The sequence below is a fragment of the Micromonospora humi genome, from assembly GCF_900090105.1.
GTDB classification, from domain to species: Bacteria; Actinomycetota; Actinomycetes; order Mycobacteriales; family Micromonosporaceae; genus Micromonospora; species Micromonospora humi.
The window spans coordinates 278,123-294,912 of record NZ_FMDM01000002.1 but is presented as its reverse complement, the minus strand read 5'-3'; the positions used below and the strand labels follow the sequence as shown (position 1 = coordinate 294,912).

Genomic DNA, 16,790 nt, shown 5'->3' with positions numbered 1-16,790 from the left:
CACGTCACGACCGTGAGTGAAGCATGCCCTCGCTCGTCCGGCGGGCCAGCCGGCGGATCGCGGCCACCGAGCGGTCCACGTCCGCGTCCGTGGTGGTCGCGTTCGACACCGAGATCCGCATCAGCCGCCGCCCCCGCCACGTCGTGCCCCCCACCCAGCACGTCCCGTCGGTCTGCACGGCGGCCACCACCCGGTCGGTGGCCGCGTCGTCGCCGAAGCCGACCAGCACCTGGTTGAGGACCACGTCGTTGACCACCTCGAACCCGGCCGCGGTCAGCCCGTCGGCGAACCGGCGGGCCAGCGCGCAGCAGCGCTCCACCAGCACGGCCACGCCGTCGCGGCCCAGCTCCCGCAGGCCCGCCCAGGCCGCGAAGCCACGGGCACGCCGCGAGGACTCCGCGGTCAGGTCGGCGCCCGCCGGCACCCCACCGGAGCCCACGAGGTAAGCGGCCGCGTACGACATGGCCGCCGCGTGCACGTCGGGTCGGGCGCAGAACGCGAACGCGGTGTCGTACGGCAGGTTCAGCCACTTGTGACCGTCGCAGGCCCACGAGTCGGCCGCCTCGACGCCGTCCACCAGGTGCCGGGTGGACGGGGCGGCGGCGGCCCACAGCCCGAACGCGCCGTCCACGTGCACCCAGCCGCCGTGCCGGTGCACCAGGTCGCACGTCGTACGCAGCTCGTCGAATGCGCCGGTGTTCACGTTGCCGGCCTGCAGGCAGACGACGGTCGGGCCGGTGCCGCCGTCGCGCAACGCCGCCGCCAGCGCCTCCGGGTCGATCGTGCCCTGCGGCCCGGCGGCCACCTGCGTCACCGCGTCCGTGCCGAGGCCGAGCAGGCGCAGGGACCGGTCCACGGTGGCGTGCCGTTCGGCGCCGGCGAGCACCCGCACCGGCGGCGCGCCGAGCAGCCCACGCCGTTCCACGTCCCAGCCGGCGTCGGCGAGCACCTGGTGGCGGGCGGCGGCGAGCCCGGCGGTGTTGGCGGCCTGGCCCCCGGTGACGAAGCCGACCGACGCGGTCGCCGGGATGCCGAGCAGGTCCTTGAGCCAGGTACCGGCGGCGGCCTCGGCGGCCACCGCGGCGGGTGAGGTGACCGCGTTGAACGCGATCTGGTCCCAGCCGGCGGCGAGCATGTCGGCGGCGGTGGCGGCCGGGGACGCGCCGCCCACCACGAAGCCGAAGTAGCGCGGCCCGGCGGTGGCGACCAGGCCCGGCTCGGCGGCGGCCACCAGTTCCGCCAGCACCTGCTCAGGCGGGGTGGGCGCGGCCGGTAGCCCGACGGCGAACGCCTCGTTCAGCGCGGCCTGGTCGACCGGCACCCCGACCGGCCGTTCGACAAGTGTTCGCCGGTAGTCGGCGGCGTGGTCGGCGGCCCGCCGGAACAGCTCCCGCAGCTCGTCCATCGCCGCACCCTAACCGGAGGTTGCGGGGCCGGACGCGCCGACGGCAGCCGGGTGTACTCGGAGTGAGTGCTGAGTGACCCCCGTGACCGCTGGCTCACCCACGGACTCCTGGGTTTCCGTGGATGGATCGGACCGTCGGTGGCTTTCCCGCCGACGAGATGGCACACCCGGGGGAGGGCCGATGGGTCTGCGGAGACTGCTGGACAGCACACCGGCGCGCCTCGCCGGGCAGGGTTCGGACCTGCTTCAACTGGTCGTACTCGCCGGGACGGCCCTCGCCGCGCTGTCCGGTGTCGGCACCACCTGGGCGGTGGCGCTGCACGTCCCTCCCGCGACGCTCGTCGGCGTGGCGGCGTTTCTCCTGGCCGGCTCGGTCCTGACGTACTACGTCAGGTGCGTCTACCGCCCGCCGGACTTCCTGATCGAGGAACTCGACGGGTCGCTGGTCGTCACGCGCGTCAAGGGAGCCGACGGTCGTTCCCACCACCGCTACGCCTACACGCGACAGCAACGAGTCCGGGCGACGCGGCAGATCCGCCTGGTCGGCATCCGCTCACACTGGAGCGGCCAGAACCGCACGGTCGAGGAGGCGACGTCGCTGTTTCCGGAACACCGGCTGCTCGACGGCGCGGTGGCCGAGGAGGACGGGCGGGTCTACCGGTGGTTGTACCTGCTCGGCCCGCTGGCCCGCGGCCGGCGGGTGAGCGTCGGCATCAGGCAGGTGTTCGAGGATGCCTACGCGCCGATGAAGCCGTACTACCGGGAGAGCTGCGAGGAACGCCCGGTCGGGAAGCTGTCGGTACGGGTGCAGTTCGACCACGCGGACGCGCCGGCCGAGGCGTGGCACGTGGTGTGGCGGAGAACGCGGTCGGGGTCGAGTCGTCAGGAGGTCGCTCGCACCCGATGCCGGCCCAGCGCCGACCAGGCGGCGGGAAGGGTCGTCTACGCGTTGACCCTGCGGCGGCCGGACCCCGAGTGCGCCTACGGCATCTGGTGGCGGTGGTCGGAGGAAACGTCCCGGCGACTCGCGAGCGCGCCGGCGCGGCCGGCACGCGACGAGGACGTCAGTCGGACGCTTCCCCGAGGGCGGCGGTGAGCCGGTCGAGGTGCGCGGCGACCGGGCCGGCGGTGAGCATCCCGCTGCCGGCGCCGGCCACCTCGTGCGCGGCCGGTGCCAACGCGTCGCGGGCCCGGCGCGTCGCGACCCGGTCGCCGAGTGCCACCGCGGCCCGGCCGGTGAGCGCCCACAGCGCTTCCAGCAGCAGGTCGCGCGGCGGTGGCGGGGTCCGGCGCAGCGCGGCGGCGGCGTCGGCGCGCCGGCCGGCGGCGAGCAGCACCAGCGGGCGGGCCCACGGCGCGTACGGACCCCAGTCGGTGTCGTCGGGGAAGTCGGCCGGCAGGTCGTGCCACACCCGCAGGCAGAGCAACGCCAGCGGGAGCAGGCCCCGCTCGACGCCGGGCATGCCGCAGCCGGCCAGGCGATCGGCGGCCGCCCGGTAGGCGGCTTCCGCCTCCGGGTACGACGCGCCGGTCGCCGCGGTGCGCACGGCCCGGTACCAGGTGGTGAACACGCCGGTGAGCGGGGACTCGTGGCGGGCGGCGAGCCGGTCCGCGGCCTCGGCGTGCGCGTCGGCGGCGGTGAAGTCGGCGAGCGCGCCGCGCGCCTGCATCCGGATCAGGTGTCCGAGGATCTCGACCGGGGCCAGGCCGTGCCGGGCGGCCAGCGCGACCAGCTCCGCGCCGACGGCGTCCCGGTCGGCGGCCAGCCCGGCGCGGTGGAACGTCTGCATGAACACGCCGTTGAGCGCCTGGGCCAGCAGGGCCGGGTCGGCGAGGCGGCGGGCGATCGCCTCGGCGTGGCGGGCCGCCTCGGGCCCGCGCGTCGACGGCAGGCCGCGGGACTCGACCGCGACGGTGGCGAGCAGCCGCGCGCGGGTCGCCTCCGGCGCGTCCGGGCCGAGGCCGGTCAGCGCCCGTTCCGCCGCCGCCACCACGCGGGCCGCCTGCTCCGGGTCGTCGGCGCGGGTCCAGATCGCCGGCACGTCGTAGCCGCCGATCACCCGCGCGGTGAGGTCCGGGTCGCCGAACTGCTCGGCGGCGTCGATGGCGGCGACCCGCTGGTCGCGGGCCGCCGCCAGGCCGCCCGGACCGGTCACCGCGAGGCTGCGCAGCAGCCCGACGGTGGATTCCAGCCGGGCCCGCGCGCCGGGGACCACGCTGCGTTCGTACGCCGCGGCGGCCTCCGCCCACACCCGGGCCGGGCCGGCCGGTTCCGGGTCGCTCTGGCGCAGGAGGTCGGTCTCCAGCCGGCGCAGTCGCGGGCCGGGGTCCAGGCCGAGCTGGTCGCGCAGCCGCTCGCGGGCGCGGCGCAGCACGGCCAGCGCGTCGGCCTGCCGCCCGGCGCGGTAGAGGGCAAGCGCCAGCAGCCGCCACCCGTCCTCGCGCCACGGGTGGTCGGCCACGTGGGCGTCCAGATCGGGTACGGCGTCGGCGGCGCGTCCCAGCGCGAGCAGCGCCTCGGCGCGCCGTTCCACCGCGGTCAGCCGCAGCTGGTCGAGGCGGGCGCGTTCGGCGCGCGCCCACGGCTGGTCGAGGCCGGCGTAGCCGGGGCCGCGCCACCAGCTCAGCGCGGCGTCGAGGTGGTCGAGCGTCGGCCGGGGGAGCGCGTCGGCGGAGGCGGTGACGGCGTCGGCGAACCGCCAGGCGTCGACCGTGTCGCCGGCGGCGCGCAGCGCGTACCCCGGTCCGTCGGTGACCAGCAGCCGGGCCGGCTCACGCGGCGCGCGCCGCGGTTCCAGGCGGCGGCGCAGCGCCGCCACGAAGGTGCGGACCGCACCGACCGCGCCGGCCGGCGGGTCGTCCCACAGGTCCTCGACGAGGTGGTCGACCGGCACCACCCGGCCCCGGGCCACGATCAGCCGGGCCAGCACCGCGCGGTGCCGGGGGCCCTTCAGGTCGACCGGCGCGCCGGCGTCGTCCCAGGCCGTCACCGGGCCGAGCACACCGAAGCTGACCTGCACCGACCCCTCCTCGACCCGGGGGCCACCGTACCGCGCTCATCGGTTGCTCATCCGGCGCCGCGACGCTTCACCGGTAGGACGAGAGAGAGGCACCGAGATGACCATCAGCATTCCAGGATTCGACTACCGGCGCGTCACCGTCGCCGACGGCGTGGCGCTGAACGTGGCGGTGGGCGGTTCCGGCCGCCCGGTCGTGCTGCTGCACGGCTTCCCGCAGACCCACCTGATGTGGCGGCACGTCGCCGCCGACCTGGCCTCCGACCACACCGTGATCTGCCCGGACCTGCGCGGGTACGGCGCCAGCGACAAGCCGCCCGCGCACGGCGAGGACACGTACGCGAAGCGGGCCATGGCCGCCGACGTGGTGGCGCTGGCCCGGGCGCTGGGTCACGAGCGCTTCGCGCTGGCCGGGCACGACCGGGGCGCGCTGGTCGCGGTGCGCGCCGGCCTGGACCACCCGGACACGGTGACCCACCTGGCGTCGCTGGACGTGCTGCCCACCCTCGACATGTGGGACGTGCTGCACGGGGCGTCGGCGGCGGTGGCGTTCCACCTCTACCTGATGGCGCAGCCGCCCGGCCTGCCGGAGCGGATGATCTCCGCCAGCGCGGACGCGTTCTTCGGCTACTTCCTCGACGCCTGGGGCACCGACCCGGCGGCCATTCCGGCGGAGGTGCGTGCCGAGTACCTGCGGGCCTCCCGGGAGGCGGTCGACTCGATCGTCGCCGACTACCGGGCCTCGGCCGGCATCGACGTGGCGCACGACCGGGCGGACCGGGACGCGGGTCGGCGGCTGGCCATGCCGGTGACCGTGATCCAGCAGGACTGGGGCGCGGCGCTCGGCTACGACGCGCAGGCGGTGTGGCGGGCGTGGGCCCCGGACCTGGAGCACCGCACCACCACCGCCGGGCACTTCATGGCCGAGGCGGCGCCGGCCGAGATCAGCGAGGCGCTGCGGGCGCTCCTGAAGCGGTAGCGTACGGCCTATCGTACGTTGTACGGTGAGCCGACGACACCACGGAGGAGGCGACCCGGTGGAACACGCGATCATCGCGGAAGGGCTGCGCAAGCGGTACGGGGACACGGCCGCGCTGGACGGATTCGACCTGCGGGTACCGCCCGGCACGGTCTGCGGGCTGCTCGGCCCGAACGGCGCCGGCAAGACCACAGCGGTACGGATCCTGGCGACGCTGTTGCGCTTCGACGCCGGCCGGGCCGAGGTGGCCGGTTTCGACGTGGCCCGCCAGGCCGACCGGGTGCGCTACCGGATCGGCCTGGTCGGGCAGCGACCGGCCCTCGACGAGGCGCTCAGCGGTCGGGAGAACCTGGTCATCCTCGGCCGGCTGTTCCACCTCGGCCGGTCGCAGGCCCGGGCGCGCGCCGGAGAGCTGCTGGAGCGGTTCGGGCTCGCCGACGCCGGCGGCGCGCCGGTGCGGACGTACTCGGGCGGCATGCGCCGACGGCTCGACCTGGCCGCCGGGATGATCCGCACGCCGTCGGTGCTCTTCCTCGACGAGCCCACCACGGCACTGGACCCGCGCGGGCGCAACGAGGTGTGGGAGTCGGTCCGGGACCTGGTCCGGGCCGGCACCACCGTGCTGCTCACCACGCAGTACCTCGACGAGGCCGACCAGCTCGCCGACCGCATCTGCGTGCTCGACGCCGGTCGGGTCATCGCCGAGGGCACCCCGGACGCGCTCAAGTCCCGCCTCGGCGGCGACCGGATCGACCTGGTCGTCCGCGACGCCCGCGACCTCGCCACGGCGGCCGAGCGGCTGCGCCGGGTGGCCACCGCCGAGCCGGTCGTCGACCCGGACCGCCGCGCGGTCAGCGCCCAGGTCGACGACCGGGCCGGCGCGCTGACCGCGGTGCTGCGCGCGCTCGACGCCGACGGGGTGACAGTGGCGGACGTGGCGCTGCGCCGGCCCACCCTCGACGAGGTGTTCCTCCGGCTCACCGGCCGACCCACCGAGCGGGTCGACGCCACCGTGGAGGTGCCCGCGTGAGCGCCGCCACCGTCGCCTCGCCGCCGGGCCGCCCGTCCCTGGCCGGCGACAGCCTCACCCTCACCTACCGGGCGCTCGCGCACTGGCGTCGCGACCCCGGCCCGCTGGCCGGCGCGCTGGCCTTCAACATCCTGATCGTGCTGATGTTCGCCTACCTGTTCGGCGGCGCGCTCCAGGTGCCCGGCGGTGGCAGCTACCGGGAGTTCCTGATGCCCGGCATGTTCGCCATGACCATGCTCTTCGGCATCAGCCAGACCACCATGGCGGTCTCCGCCGACGCCGAACGCGGCGTCACCGACCGGCTCCGGTCGATGCCGGTGTCCCGGCTCGCCCCGCTGCTCGGCCGGGCGCTGGCCGACATGCTGTTCGCGGTGGTGACGCTCGCGGTCATGCTGCTCGCCGGCCTGGCCGTGGGCTGGCGGGCGCACGGCGGCCCCGGCGACACGCTCGCCGCGCTCGGGCTGATCCTGCTGCTGCGCCTCGCGCTGACCTGGGTGGGCATCTACCTCGGCCTGGTGACCAAGGGCGCCGGCGCGGTGACCGCCGTGCAGACGCTGGAGTTCCCGCTCGGCTTCCTGTCCAGCGCGTTCGTCGCGCCGTCGACCATGCCCGCCTGGCTGGGCGCGGTCGCCGAGTGGAATCCGCTGTCGGCGACCGTCGGCGCCACCAGGGAGCTGTTCGGCAACCCCGGGTGGGGCGGCGAGGGCTGGGTGGCCGCGCACCACCCGCTGCTGGCCGTGCTCTGGCCGCTGGCCCTGGTCGCCGTGTTCGTGCCGCTGTCGCTGCGCCGCTACCGAGCGCTGGGCGGGTGACTCCCGTGCCGTGCCTCCACACTCGTGCGGCCATTCGCGTCGCATCTACGGTACGTCGTACGGTAGGTGGGGGACGGCCGGTGGCCGACAGCGCCCATGCCGCCGAGCGGGGAGGTGCCGGGGTGCGACTCGGTCGGTTCGCTGTCGTCTTCGAGCCGGGCGACCCGCCGCGGGCCGGCGTGGTGAGCTTCTACCACCCGACCGGTGACGCCGTCGCGGATGAGCCGGACCCGCCGGGTGAGGACCGCGAGCTGGAGCTGGCCCTGCCGCTCGACGGCCCGGTGGCCGCGTGGCGGGTGCCGGTCCGCGCGGTGCCGGTCGCCGACGCGGTGCCCCTGCTCATCGCTCTGCGCGACGTCGAGGACGCCACGCCCGCCGCCGCGTTCTGGTCGGCGGTGACGCTCACCGGCCTGCACCTGGTCGCCCGTGGCCGGCTGCTGCCCGGTGTCAGCCCGGACGGGCACGACGCCTGGCGGGCGGGGCCGTTCGACGTCGCCGACGTGCGGCGGGTCCGCGCGCTGGCGGCGGCGATGCCGGCCGGGGCCCGCGCCGTACCGGTCGACCCGTTCGCCGAGCCCGTCCTGCTGCCGGACGCCGAGGGCCTGGTCCGGGCGTTCCTGGACGCGGTGGCCGACACGCTGCCGCGGACCCCGGCCGCGCCCTGGCTGACCGGCGACCCCCGGTTCGCCGGCCGGGACCCGCGCCCGGCGCCGGAGCTGCGCGACTGGGCGCGGGACGTCGCCGTCGGCGTGGACACCGGCCTGCGGCTGGCGCTTCGGCTGGTCGCGCGCCCGGACGTCGGCGCCGGGGGCCTGACCGCCGTCGTGCGGATGCGCAGCCTCGCCGATCCCACCCTGGTCAGCGACGCGGCGGCGCTGTGGCGCGGCGACGCGCACGGCCTCGGCGACACCGCGACGTTCGAGGCGATGCGCGCGGTACGCCGGGCCGCGCCGGTGTGGCGGCCGCTGGAACGACTGCTCGACGACGCCGCGCCGGTCGAGCTGAAGCTGCTCGACGAGGATCTGGCCGACCTGCTCGACGGCGCCGAACGACGGCTCGCCGCGACCGGTGTCGACGTCGAGTGGCCGCCCGACATCTCCCGTGAGCTGGGCGCCCGGCTCCTGATCGGCTCGCCACCGGAGCAGCCGGCGGAGGTGGCCGCCTTCTTCCGCTCCGCCGCCCCGATGCCGGTGAGCTGGCAACTCACGCTCGCCGGGGAGGCGCTCACCGACGCCGAGACGGACCGGGTCGCCACGTCCCGGCCCCTCGTCGAGCTGCGCGGGCGGTGGGTGGCGGTCGAGCCGGAGCTGGCCCGCCGCGCCCGGGAGCGGCGGCTGCCCCCGCTGCCCGCGTACGAGGCTCTGGCCGCCACGCTGATCGGCAGCACCGAGGTGGCGGACGAGCGCGTCGAGGTGGTGGCCGACGGATGGCTGGCCGCCCTGTGCGCGCGGATCGCCGAGCCGGAGCACGGCCCCGAGCCGCTCGCCCCGCCGGCCGGGCTGGACGGTACGCTGCGCGACTACCAGCTTCGCGGGCTGCGCTGGCTGGACCGGATGACCGCGCTCGGATTCGGCGGCTGCCTCGCCGACGACATGGGCCTGGGCAAGACGGTCACGGTGATCGCCCTGCAGCTGCGCCGCCGCGCCGGCGCGACGCTCGTCGTCTGCCCGGCCTCGGTGCTCGGCAACTGGGAACGCGAACTCCACCGGTTCGCCCCCGGCGTGCCGGTGCGCCGCTTCCACGGCGCCGCCCGCTCGCTGCACGGCGTGGCCGACGGGTTCGTCCTGACCAGCTACGGCACCATGCGACGCGACGCGGCGACGCTCGGCGGTCACCGGTGGGCGACGGTCGTCGCGGACGAGGCGCAGTACGTGAAGAACCGGCTCAGCGGCGCCGCACGGGCGCTGCGCGAGATCCCCGCCGACGCCCGGGTCGCGCTCACCGGCACACCCGTGGAGAACAACCTCTCCGAGCTGTGGGCCGTGCTCGACTGGACCACGCCGGGGCTGCTGGACAGCGTCGGCGCGTTCCGCGCCGGTTGGGCCCGCCCGATCGAGGTGGACCGCGACACCGCCGCCGTGCGGCGGCTGTCCCGCCTGATCCGACCGTTCCTCGTGCGACGCCGCAAGTCCGATCCCGGCATCGCCCCGGAGCTGCCGCCCCGGACCGTCACCGACCACCTCGTCCCGCTCACCGACGAGCAGGCGGTGCTCTACCGCCGGGTGGTCGACGAGGTGATGGCGGAGATCCGCGCCAGTCCGACCGGCATCGCCCGTCGCGGGCTGGTGCTGAAGCTCCTGGTCGGGCTGAAGCAGGTGTGCAACCACCCGGCGCACTACCTCCGCGAGCCGCACGGCCGGCTCACCGGCCGCTCGCAGAAGTTGCGGCTGCTCGACGACCTGCTGGAGACCGTCCTGGCCGGGGACGGCGGCGTCCTGGTCTTCACCCAGTACGTGCGGATGGCCCGACTGCTCGAACGGCACCTGGCCGAGCGGGGCGTACCGGCGCAACTGCTGCACGGTGGGACGCCGGTGCACCGGCGCGAGGAGATGGTCCGCCGGTTCCAGGCCGGCGCCACGCCGGTGTTCCTGCTCTCCCTCAAGGCGGCCGGCACCGGGCTCAACCTGACCCGCGCCGACCATGTCGTGCACTACGACCGGTGGTGGAACCCGGCGGTCGAGGACCAGGCCACCGACCGTGCCCACCGGATCGGGCAGACCAGGCCGGTGCAGGTGCACCGGATGATCGTCCAGGGCACGCTGGAGGAGCGGATCGCCGCGCTGCTGGAGTCCAAACGGGACCTGGCCGACGCGGTGCTCGCCGGCGGCGAGCGCGCCCTGACCGAACTGTCCGACGCCGAGCTGCTGCGGCTCGTGCGGCTCGACGAGGGATGAGGGACGTGGACGGCGACGACGACTGGGACGACGAGCCGGCCGGCGCGCCCGCGCACGACGGGCGGGCGCGCAGCTTCCCGGCGTTCGGGCCGGGCCGGCGGATCGGCCGGACGTTCGCCGACACCTGGTGGGGCAACGCCTGGATCGAGTCCATGGAGCACACCGCGCTCGACCCGGAGCAACTCCGCAGGGGCCGGCGGTACGCCTTCGCCGGGCAGGTCGGCCCGATCACCGTCAGTCCGGGCCGGATCTCCGCGCCGGTGCACGACGGCGACCCGGACACCCCGCACGACACCGTGGTCCGGGTCGGGACGCTCTCCGACGCCGAGTGGGACCGGCTGCTCGACCGCGTGGCCGCCCGGGCCGGGCACATCGCGGCGTTGCTCGACCGGGACATGCCGCACGAGCTGGCGCACACCGCCGAGGACGCCGGCGTGCGGCTGCTACCCGGCTACGGCGACCTGGAGCCGGAGTGCGACTGCCCGTCCTGGGACCATCCCTGCCGGCACGCCGCCGCCCTGTCCTACCAGGCGTCCTGGCTGCTCGACCGGGATCCGTTCGTGCTGCTGCTGATGCGCGGTCGGGCGGAGGCGGAGCTGGTCGAGGAGCTGCGGGCCCGCAATCGCGGTCGCGCCGCCGTCGGCGGTGAGGAGGTCGCCCGCGGCGTCCGCGCCGACGAGGCGTACGCGGTCGCCCCGGCCGTGCTGCCCGACCCGCCGGCGGCGGTGCGCGGCGAGCCGATGGCGCTCGCCCCGCTGCTGGCCCGGCACGACGCGCCCGGCCTCGACGGGGAGGCGCTGGGGATGCTCGCCGCGGACGCCGCGGACCGCGCCCGGCACCTGCTCGACGCCGGCGGGGACGGGGCATCGGCGTCCGAGCCCGACGTCTGGCCGGACGCCGTCCGGCTGGCGGCGCGGCGCCCGCGCTCGCCGGCCGCGCGGCGCCTCGGCGAGGCCAGCGGCCGGGCCGACGACCTGCCCCGGGCGATCACGGCCTGGGAGTACGGCGGCGCCGGCGGCCTGGACGCGCTCGACGCGGTGTTCAGCCCGCCCCGGGAGCTGGTGTCCCGGACCACCGACGCGCTGCGCGCGGCCGGGCGGGCCGGCGACACGACGCATGTGCGGCACTGGCGCAACCGCTGGACCGTCGGGGACGACGCGCAGGTGCGCCACGGCCGCGACGGCCGCTGGTATCCGTTCCGCCGCCGCGCCGGCCGGTGGTGGCCGGCGGGCCCACCCGGCCCTGATCCGGTGGACGCGCTGCTGGACCTGCCGCCGGACTGAACCGGTCGCCACCGTACGCGATACGGTGGCGACCGGTAGGAAGGATCACCCATGTCGAAGCAGCGCGGGGGCAAGGTCGACCCCGCACGCAGCCTGGCCATCCTCTGGCGCACGCGGGAGCCGACGAGCCGGGGCGCCGGACCGGGGCTCAGCGTGGACCGGATCGTGCGGGCGGCGATCGAGATCGCCGACGCGGAGGGCATCGACGCGCTCACCATGCGGCGGGTCAGCGAGGCGCTCGGCGCCGGCACCATGTCCGTCTACACCTACGTGCCCGGCAAGTCCGAACTGCTCGACGTGATGGTCGACGCGGTCTACGGCGACCTGCCCCGCCCGACCGACCCGCCCGGCGACTGGCGCGCGCGGCTGGAGCGCATCGCCCGGGACAACCTGGCGCTCTACCGGGCCCACCCGTGGCTGCTGCGCGCCGAGACCACCCGGCCCGTGCTCGGCCCCCACACGCTCGCCAAGTACGACCACGAGCTGCACGCCGTCGCCGACATCGGGCTCGACGACGTGGAGATGGACGCCGTGCTCACCCTCGTGCTCGGGCACGCCAAGAGCGCCGCCCGCGCCGCCCTCGACGTGGTCGAGCTGGAGCGGGAGACCGGGATGACCGACGACCAGTGGTGGCAGACGCACGCGCCCTGGCTGGAGAAGTTCATGACGACCGGCAGCTACCCGCTCGCCGCCCGGGTCGGCACCGCCGCCGGCATGGCGCACGGCGCGGCGTACGGGCCGGACCACGCGTTCGAGTTCGGCCTCCAGCGGGTCCTCGACGGCATCTCGGTGGTGGTCGCCGAGCGCGCGGCGGAGCGCGGCTGACCGTCGGCGGTCAGCCGGCCGGGCGCCAGCCGAGCAGCGGGCCGAGCCTTGTCACCATGTCGGTGAGGATCTGCACGTAGTCGTCGTGGCCGAAGGTGAACGGCAGCGCGAAGGCCACCTCGTCGACCTCGCGGAAGGACGCCAGCGCGGTCAGCTCCTCGGCGATCCGGTCGGCCGGGCCGACCAGGTCGCGGGCGAACATCATCCGGGCCGGCCCCTGCGGCGACGTGGTACGCGGGGTGCGCCGTTCGACGTATGCCGTGTAGCGGGCGCGCTGCTCGGCGGTGGCGCCGTCGGTGGGGATCACGACCAGCCCCTGGGACACCCGGGCGGTGGCGCCGTCCCGGTGGTGGGCGCGGAACGCGCGAATGTGGGAGAGCTGGATCGCGTCGAAGTCGGTGCCGTCCTCGGCCTTCACCACGCTGCTGGTCAGCAGGTTCATCCCGTGCTCACCGGCCCAGCGGGCGGAGCGCAGGCTACCGGTGCCGTACCACATCCGGCGGATCAGGCCGGGGGAGTGCGGCTGCACCCGCCGGGAGAACACCTCGAACCCCTCGATGCCCTCGACGTCGCCGGCCGGCTCGCCGCGTACCAGGTCGAGCAGGCGCCGCACCCGCTCGTGGCCGAAGTCCTCGGCGTCGCCGGTGTCCGGGTAGAGCGCGTCGCGGATCCGGTCGTAGTGCATCGGTGGCCCCACGCTGACGCCCGGGTTGAGCCGGCCACCGCTGAGGACGTCCACGGTGGCCAGATCCTCGGCGAGCCGCAGCGGGTTCTCCCAGCCCAGCGGCGTCACCGCGGTGCCCAGCTCGATGCGCCGGGTCCGCTGCGTCGCGGCGGCCAGTACCGCGACCGGCGAGGAGATGCCGAACTGCAGGTGCCGGTGGCGCACCCAGGCGCTGTCGAAGCCCAGGCGTTCCCCCAGCTCGATGAGGGCCAGGGTGGACTCGTGGCCGGCACGCGGCTCCGCCTCGTCGAACAGGCCGATGGTGAGGAAGCCGAGTCTGCGCAGGGGCACCGGTGTCTCCAGGGCTGGGGGGCTCCCACGATAACCCTCCTGACCGACGGGAAATGTATGTGAGTGCGGTCACGTAGACGCTGACCGGGCGGTGGCCCGCGGGTTACCGTCCTGGCATGAACCGGAGCCCGCGTCTGACCCGGCGCCGCTTCGTCGACTTTCTCCGGGTGTGCAGCTGCGCCTGTTGACGCCGACGGCGCCCACGTCGCCCTCGATCGTCCCGCAGGACCCTCCCCTTCGACGCGCCACCCGACCGGTGGGCGTCGGTCCCGTCGCGCCCCGACGCCACCACCCCCGGCGTCGGCTCCCCCCCACCGCCCACTCCGCTGCGGTGTCGGTGATCAAGGAGTTCGTGTCACCCCGGTTGCGGTTCGGTGACGCGAACTCCTTGATCACCGGAGGGGTGGGCTTGAAATCCTACTTGAGTGGTAGGAAAATGGATTCATGCCGGTGGTTCCGCTGCTCACCACCCGCCGGGTCGTCGACCTGATGCGGGTCGCCTCGCAGCGGTGTCGCGGGTCGCGCCCCGCGGCCTGACCGGGTCGCCTCCCCCCACGCACCTGGCACCGAATCGTGCCCGCGAACTCTCCTTTCCCCCTCCGCACCGGAAGGAACGCCGATGAGCAACGCGTCCGCGCCACCCGAACCACCGCCCACCGCCGGCAGCTCCCGACTCGCGCTCAACGAGGACTGGGCCGCCACCATCCTCGGGCTGGCCCTGCTGCTTCTGGTGCTGGTCGGCGCCATTCCCGCCGGGCTGGTGCCGTGATGAGCGCCGTTCCCGAACCCGACGCGACCACCGACCGGGTCGACGCCACCGGGGCCGCGACCCGGACCACCGGCGGCTCGCCGACCGGCGGGCCCGGGTCCGGCAGCGCACGAGCCGATGCCGGTCCCGCCGACGGCCGGGTCACCGATCGGGCTGACGCGGTGGCCATCGCCGACCCGCCCGGCGAGCCGGTCGACGACCGGGACGATGCCCCGACCGCCGACGCCCCGCCCCCGGTCGACAGGCGTTCCGGCGCGTTCTGGGCCTGGACCGCCCTGGGGCTGGTGGTGGTGCTCGGCCTCGCCGCGCTCACCCGGTTCCTGGAGCAGAACGTGCCGTCCTGGGCCGAGGGCAGCGCGGTCGAGGACCTGGCCGCCGCGATCGAGTATCCGGTCTACGCGATCCTGCTCGGGCTGCTCGGCAACGTCCTGGTCACCGTCTCCGGCCTGCGCGACCGGATCGCCGCCGCGTTCCGCACCGAGTTCTTCATCAAGACCGGCCTGGTGCTGCTCGGTGCCTCGATCAACCTGGCCGTCATCGCCGGCGCCGCCGGGCCGGCGATCGCCCAAGCGCTGCTGCTGATCAGCGGCGTCTTCCTGTTCACCTGGTGGCTCGCCGGGCGGTTCGGCCTCGACGACAAGCTCCGCGCGCTGCTCGCCTCCGCGGTGTCGATCTGCGGGGTCAGCGCCGCGATCGCCGCCGCCGGTGCGGTGCGCGCGCGTCGCGAACAGCTCGCCTACACCGCCAGCCTGGTGATCGCGTTCGCGCTGCCGTCGATCTTCCTGCTGCCCTGGCTGGCCGACGTGTTCGGGCTGCCCGACGCGGTCGCCGGTGCCTGGATCGGCGGCAACATCGACACCACCGCCGCGGTGACCGCCGCCGGCGCGCTGGCCGGCGAGGACGCGTTGCAGATCGCCAGCATCGTCAAGGTCACCCAGAACGCGCTGATGGGCGTGGTCGCGGTGGCGCTCACCGCGTACTTCGCCTTCCGGGTGGAACGCCGCGCGGACGCCGCGCGGCCCGGGCTCGGCGAGCTGTGGCGGCGGTTTCCGAAGTTCGTCCTCGGGTTCGTGGCCGCGTCGGTGATCGCCACCTGGTACCTCGACTCCGCCGGCACGGACGGCAAGGCCACCATCGCGATCGTCAACGACCTGCGGGTCTGGTTCCTGATCCTGGCCTTCGTCAGCATCGGCCTGGAGGTGCGGGTGTCGTCGCTGCGGGAGGCCGGCTGGCGGCCGGTGACCGTCTTCGCCGGGGCCACGCTGTTCAACCTGGCGCTCGCCCTCGGGCTGGCGTCGCTGCTCTTCCGCGACTTCGCGGTCTGACCCGGAAGGATCCGAATGACCAGCAGCACCGCGACCGTCGACGCCTTCGTCGCCGAGTGGCAGGAGTGGCACCGGCGGCACGAGGAGCAGCGCGCCGACCCGCACGGCTTCCTGGCCGTGACCGGCCTGCACTGGCTGGACGGGCAGCCGCGGCGTTACCCGCACGCGCCGGGGCGCTGGCGCACCGGCCCCGAGGGCGTGGTGGTCGTGCTCGACGACGGCGAGCGGCTCGTCGTCGACGGCCGGGAGGTGACCGGGGAGCACGCCTTCGGACCGATCGCCGAACGTGACGGCGTCGTCGTCGGCGTCGGCGACGGGGTGGTCGAGGTGGCGCGCCGGGGTGGGCGCGACATCCTCCGTCCGCGCCGGCCGGACCATCCGTTGCTCGTCGACTATCGCGGCACCGCGGCGTACCCGCCGAGCCCGCGCTGGGTGCTGCCCGGTCGGTTCGTGGCCTTCGCCCAGCCGCAGCCGACCACCGTGGACGCCGCGGTCGACGTCATCCGGCACGTCTACGACGCGCCCAGACGGATCGAGTTCGAGGTGGACGGCCTGCCGCTGAGCCTCACCGCGTTTCCCGGACACGTGCCGGGCACACTGTCGGTGCTCTTCGCCGACGCCACCTCCGGGGTCACCACCCATCCGGCGGTCCGGTCCGTGGCCGTCGCCGAGCCGGACGCGCGGGGGCGGGTGACGCTCGACTTCAACCGGGCCACCAACCTGCCGTGCGCGTACACCGACTACGCCACCTGCCCGCTGCCGCCGGCCGGCAACCGCCTGCCGATTCCGGTGGAGGCGGGCGAGAAACTGCCGCACGAGCGGTGGGACGCGACGTCCTGACCGATCCCGCACCGTCCAGGGGAGGACCGCCATGACCGAGCCCGCCGACACCCCGATCGAAGCCGACGCCGACGCGCTGCGGACGCTGCTGCGGCACCAGGCCAGCACCGTCACCGTGGTCACCGCGCCGGGGCCGCCCCCGGCCGGGTTCACCGCCACCTCGTTCACGTCGGTGTCGTTGCGCCCGCCTGTCGTCTCGTTCTGCCTGAACCTGGGCTCGTCGAGCTGGCCCACCGTGTCCCGGGCCCGACACGTCGGGGTGCACCTGCTCGGGCACGGGCAGCACGAGCTCGCCAGGACGTTCGCCACCAGCGGCATCGACCGGTTCGCCGGCCCGACCCGTTGGCGGCCCGGCCCGGAAGGGGTGCCGGTGCTCGACGACACACTGGCGTGGCTGCTCTGCCGGGTGGTCGAGCGGGTGGTCGTCGGCGACCACGCCATCGTCCTCGCCGAGCCGGAGCTGTTGCGGCACGCCGACGTCGGTTCGCCGTTGCTCTACCACCGTGGCCGGTACGCCGGCCTCGCCGACGCGGCCGAGCACGCGGGCCGGCGCGCCGCCTGACCGGTCGGCCGCAACCTGACCGGCCCCCGCGCCC

14 protein-coding genes are annotated in these 16,790 nt (G+C 75.5%); 11 read left to right on the top strand and 3 right to left on the bottom strand.

The window, feature by feature from the left end; genetic code table 11:
- Positions 1 to 4: 4 nt before the first annotated feature.
- A complete protein-coding gene (locus GA0070213_RS04400; protein ID WP_091057601.1) occupies positions 5 to 1,405 on the bottom strand; it encodes a pyridoxal phosphate-dependent decarboxylase family protein in 1,401 nt (466 codons plus the stop codon).
- A gap of 181 nt (positions 1,406 to 1,586) precedes the next feature.
- On the opposite strand from GA0070213_RS04400, the gene GA0070213_RS04395 reads away from it, so the two are divergent.
- Positions 1,587 to 2,501 carry a hypothetical protein gene (locus GA0070213_RS04395; protein ID WP_091057598.1) on the top strand — a complete coding sequence of 305 codons (915 nt, stop codon included), beginning with the start codon at positions 1,587 to 1,589 and terminating at the stop codon, positions 2,499 to 2,501.
- On the opposite strand, the gene GA0070213_RS04390 is transcribed toward GA0070213_RS04395, so the two are convergent.
- Positions 2,470 to 4,425, bottom strand: a complete 1,956-nt coding sequence (locus GA0070213_RS04390; protein ID WP_091057593.1) for an AfsR/SARP family transcriptional regulator — start codon at positions 4,423 to 4,425, stop codon at positions 2,470 to 2,472. The two genes, GA0070213_RS04395 and GA0070213_RS04390, sit on opposite strands and share 32 nt — an antisense overlap.
- A 97-nt stretch (positions 4,426 to 4,522) precedes the next feature.
- Here GA0070213_RS04390 and GA0070213_RS04385 point away from each other — a divergent pair, with 97 nt between their 5' ends.
- From GA0070213_RS04385 to GA0070213_RS04360, 6 genes are all read left to right on the top strand, one after another.
- Positions 4,523 to 5,401, top strand: a complete 879-nt coding sequence (locus tag GA0070213_RS04385) for an alpha/beta fold hydrolase (RefSeq protein WP_091057589.1) — start codon at positions 4,523 to 4,525, stop codon at positions 5,399 to 5,401.
- Between the two features lie 58 nt (positions 5,402 to 5,459).
- Positions 5,460 to 6,431 carry an ATP-binding cassette domain-containing protein gene (locus GA0070213_RS04380; RefSeq protein ID WP_091057586.1) on the top strand — a complete coding sequence of 324 codons (972 nt, stop codon included), beginning with the start codon at positions 5,460 to 5,462 and terminating at the stop codon, positions 6,429 to 6,431.
- Positions 6,428 to 7,243: an ABC transporter permease gene (locus GA0070213_RS04375; protein ID WP_091057581.1), complete on the top strand. Its 816-nt coding sequence runs from the start codon at positions 6,428 to 6,430 to the stop codon at positions 7,241 to 7,243. The genes GA0070213_RS04380 and GA0070213_RS04375 overlap by 4 nt, the downstream gene beginning before the upstream one ends.
- A 122-nt stretch (positions 7,244 to 7,365) precedes the next feature.
- Positions 7,366 to 10,137 carry a DEAD/DEAH box helicase gene (locus GA0070213_RS04370; RefSeq protein WP_091057576.1) on the top strand — a complete coding sequence of 924 codons (2,772 nt, stop codon included), beginning with the start codon at positions 7,366 to 7,368 and terminating at the stop codon, positions 10,135 to 10,137.
- On the top strand, positions 10,134 to 11,420 hold the full coding sequence (locus GA0070213_RS04365) for an SWIM zinc finger family protein (RefSeq protein WP_091057573.1): 1,287 nt from the start codon (positions 10,134 to 10,136) through the stop codon (positions 11,418 to 11,420). Before GA0070213_RS04370 ends, GA0070213_RS04365 begins: the two co-directional genes overlap by 4 nt.
- Before the next feature lie 51 nt (positions 11,421 to 11,471).
- Positions 11,472 to 12,245 (top strand): TetR/AcrR family transcriptional regulator, encoded by a 774-nt coding sequence (locus GA0070213_RS04360; RefSeq protein WP_091057569.1) that lies wholly within the window; start codon positions 11,472 to 11,474, stop codon positions 12,243 to 12,245.
- Between the two features lie 10 nt (positions 12,246 to 12,255).
- On the opposite strand, the gene GA0070213_RS04355 is transcribed toward GA0070213_RS04360, so the two are convergent.
- Positions 12,256 to 13,260 (bottom strand): LLM class flavin-dependent oxidoreductase, encoded by a 1,005-nt coding sequence (locus tag GA0070213_RS04355; protein ID WP_217628579.1) that lies wholly within the window; start codon positions 13,258 to 13,260, stop codon positions 12,256 to 12,258.
- A gap of 619 nt (positions 13,261 to 13,879) precedes the next feature.
- Between GA0070213_RS04355 and GA0070213_RS31395 the strand changes: the two genes are divergently transcribed.
- Genes GA0070213_RS31395 through GA0070213_RS04340 form a run of 4 tightly spaced genes read left to right on the top strand, consistent with a single transcriptional unit; the run spans position 13,880 to position 16,756 of the window.
- Entirely contained in the window at positions 13,880 to 14,029 is a 150-nt protein-coding gene (locus GA0070213_RS31395; RefSeq protein ID WP_175441193.1) for a hypothetical protein, read from the top strand.
- Positions 14,029 to 15,354 (top strand): YeiH family protein, encoded by a 1,326-nt coding sequence (locus GA0070213_RS04350; RefSeq protein WP_245716254.1) that lies wholly within the window; start codon positions 14,029 to 14,031, stop codon positions 15,352 to 15,354. The genes GA0070213_RS31395 and GA0070213_RS04350 overlap by 1 nt, the downstream gene beginning before the upstream one ends.
- A 15-nt stretch (positions 15,355 to 15,369) precedes the next feature.
- On the top strand, positions 15,370 to 16,194 hold the full coding sequence (locus GA0070213_RS04345) for a DUF1684 domain-containing protein (RefSeq protein WP_091057561.1): 825 nt from the start codon (positions 15,370 to 15,372) through the stop codon (positions 16,192 to 16,194).
- A gap of 31 nt (positions 16,195 to 16,225) precedes the next feature.
- Positions 16,226 to 16,756, top strand: a complete 531-nt coding sequence (locus GA0070213_RS04340) for a flavin reductase family protein (RefSeq protein WP_091057557.1) — start codon at positions 16,226 to 16,228, stop codon at positions 16,754 to 16,756.
- Positions 16,757 to 16,790: the final 34 nt, after the last annotated feature.

Excerpts from the sequence above, each read along its gene's own strand:
- GA0070213_RS04400 (WP_091057601.1), bottom strand. The coding sequence starts at position 1,405 with ATGGACGAGCTGCGGGAGCTGTTCCGGCGGGCCGCCGACCACGCCGCC.
- GA0070213_RS04395 (WP_091057598.1), top strand. The coding sequence starts at position 1,587 with ATGGGTCTGCGGAGACTGCTGGACAGCACACCGGCGCGCCTCGCCGGG.
- GA0070213_RS04385 (WP_091057589.1), top strand. The coding sequence starts at position 4,523 with ATGACCATCAGCATTCCAGGATTCGACTACCGGCGCGTCACCGTCGCC.
- GA0070213_RS04365 (WP_091057573.1), top strand. The coding sequence starts at position 10,134 with ATGAGGGACGTGGACGGCGACGACGACTGGGACGACGAGCCGGCCGGC.
- GA0070213_RS04360 (WP_091057569.1), top strand. The coding sequence starts at position 11,472 with ATGTCGAAGCAGCGCGGGGGCAAGGTCGACCCCGCACGCAGCCTGGCC.
- GA0070213_RS31395 (WP_175441193.1), top strand. The coding sequence starts at position 13,880 with ATGAGCAACGCGTCCGCGCCACCCGAACCACCGCCCACCGCCGGCAGC.
- GA0070213_RS04350 (WP_245716254.1), top strand. The coding sequence starts at position 14,029 with ATGAGCGCCGTTCCCGAACCCGACGCGACCACCGACCGGGTCGACGCC.
- GA0070213_RS04345 (WP_091057561.1), top strand. The coding sequence starts at position 15,370 with ATGACCAGCAGCACCGCGACCGTCGACGCCTTCGTCGCCGAGTGGCAG.
- GA0070213_RS04340 (WP_091057557.1), top strand. The coding sequence starts at position 16,226 with ATGACCGAGCCCGCCGACACCCCGATCGAAGCCGACGCCGACGCGCTG.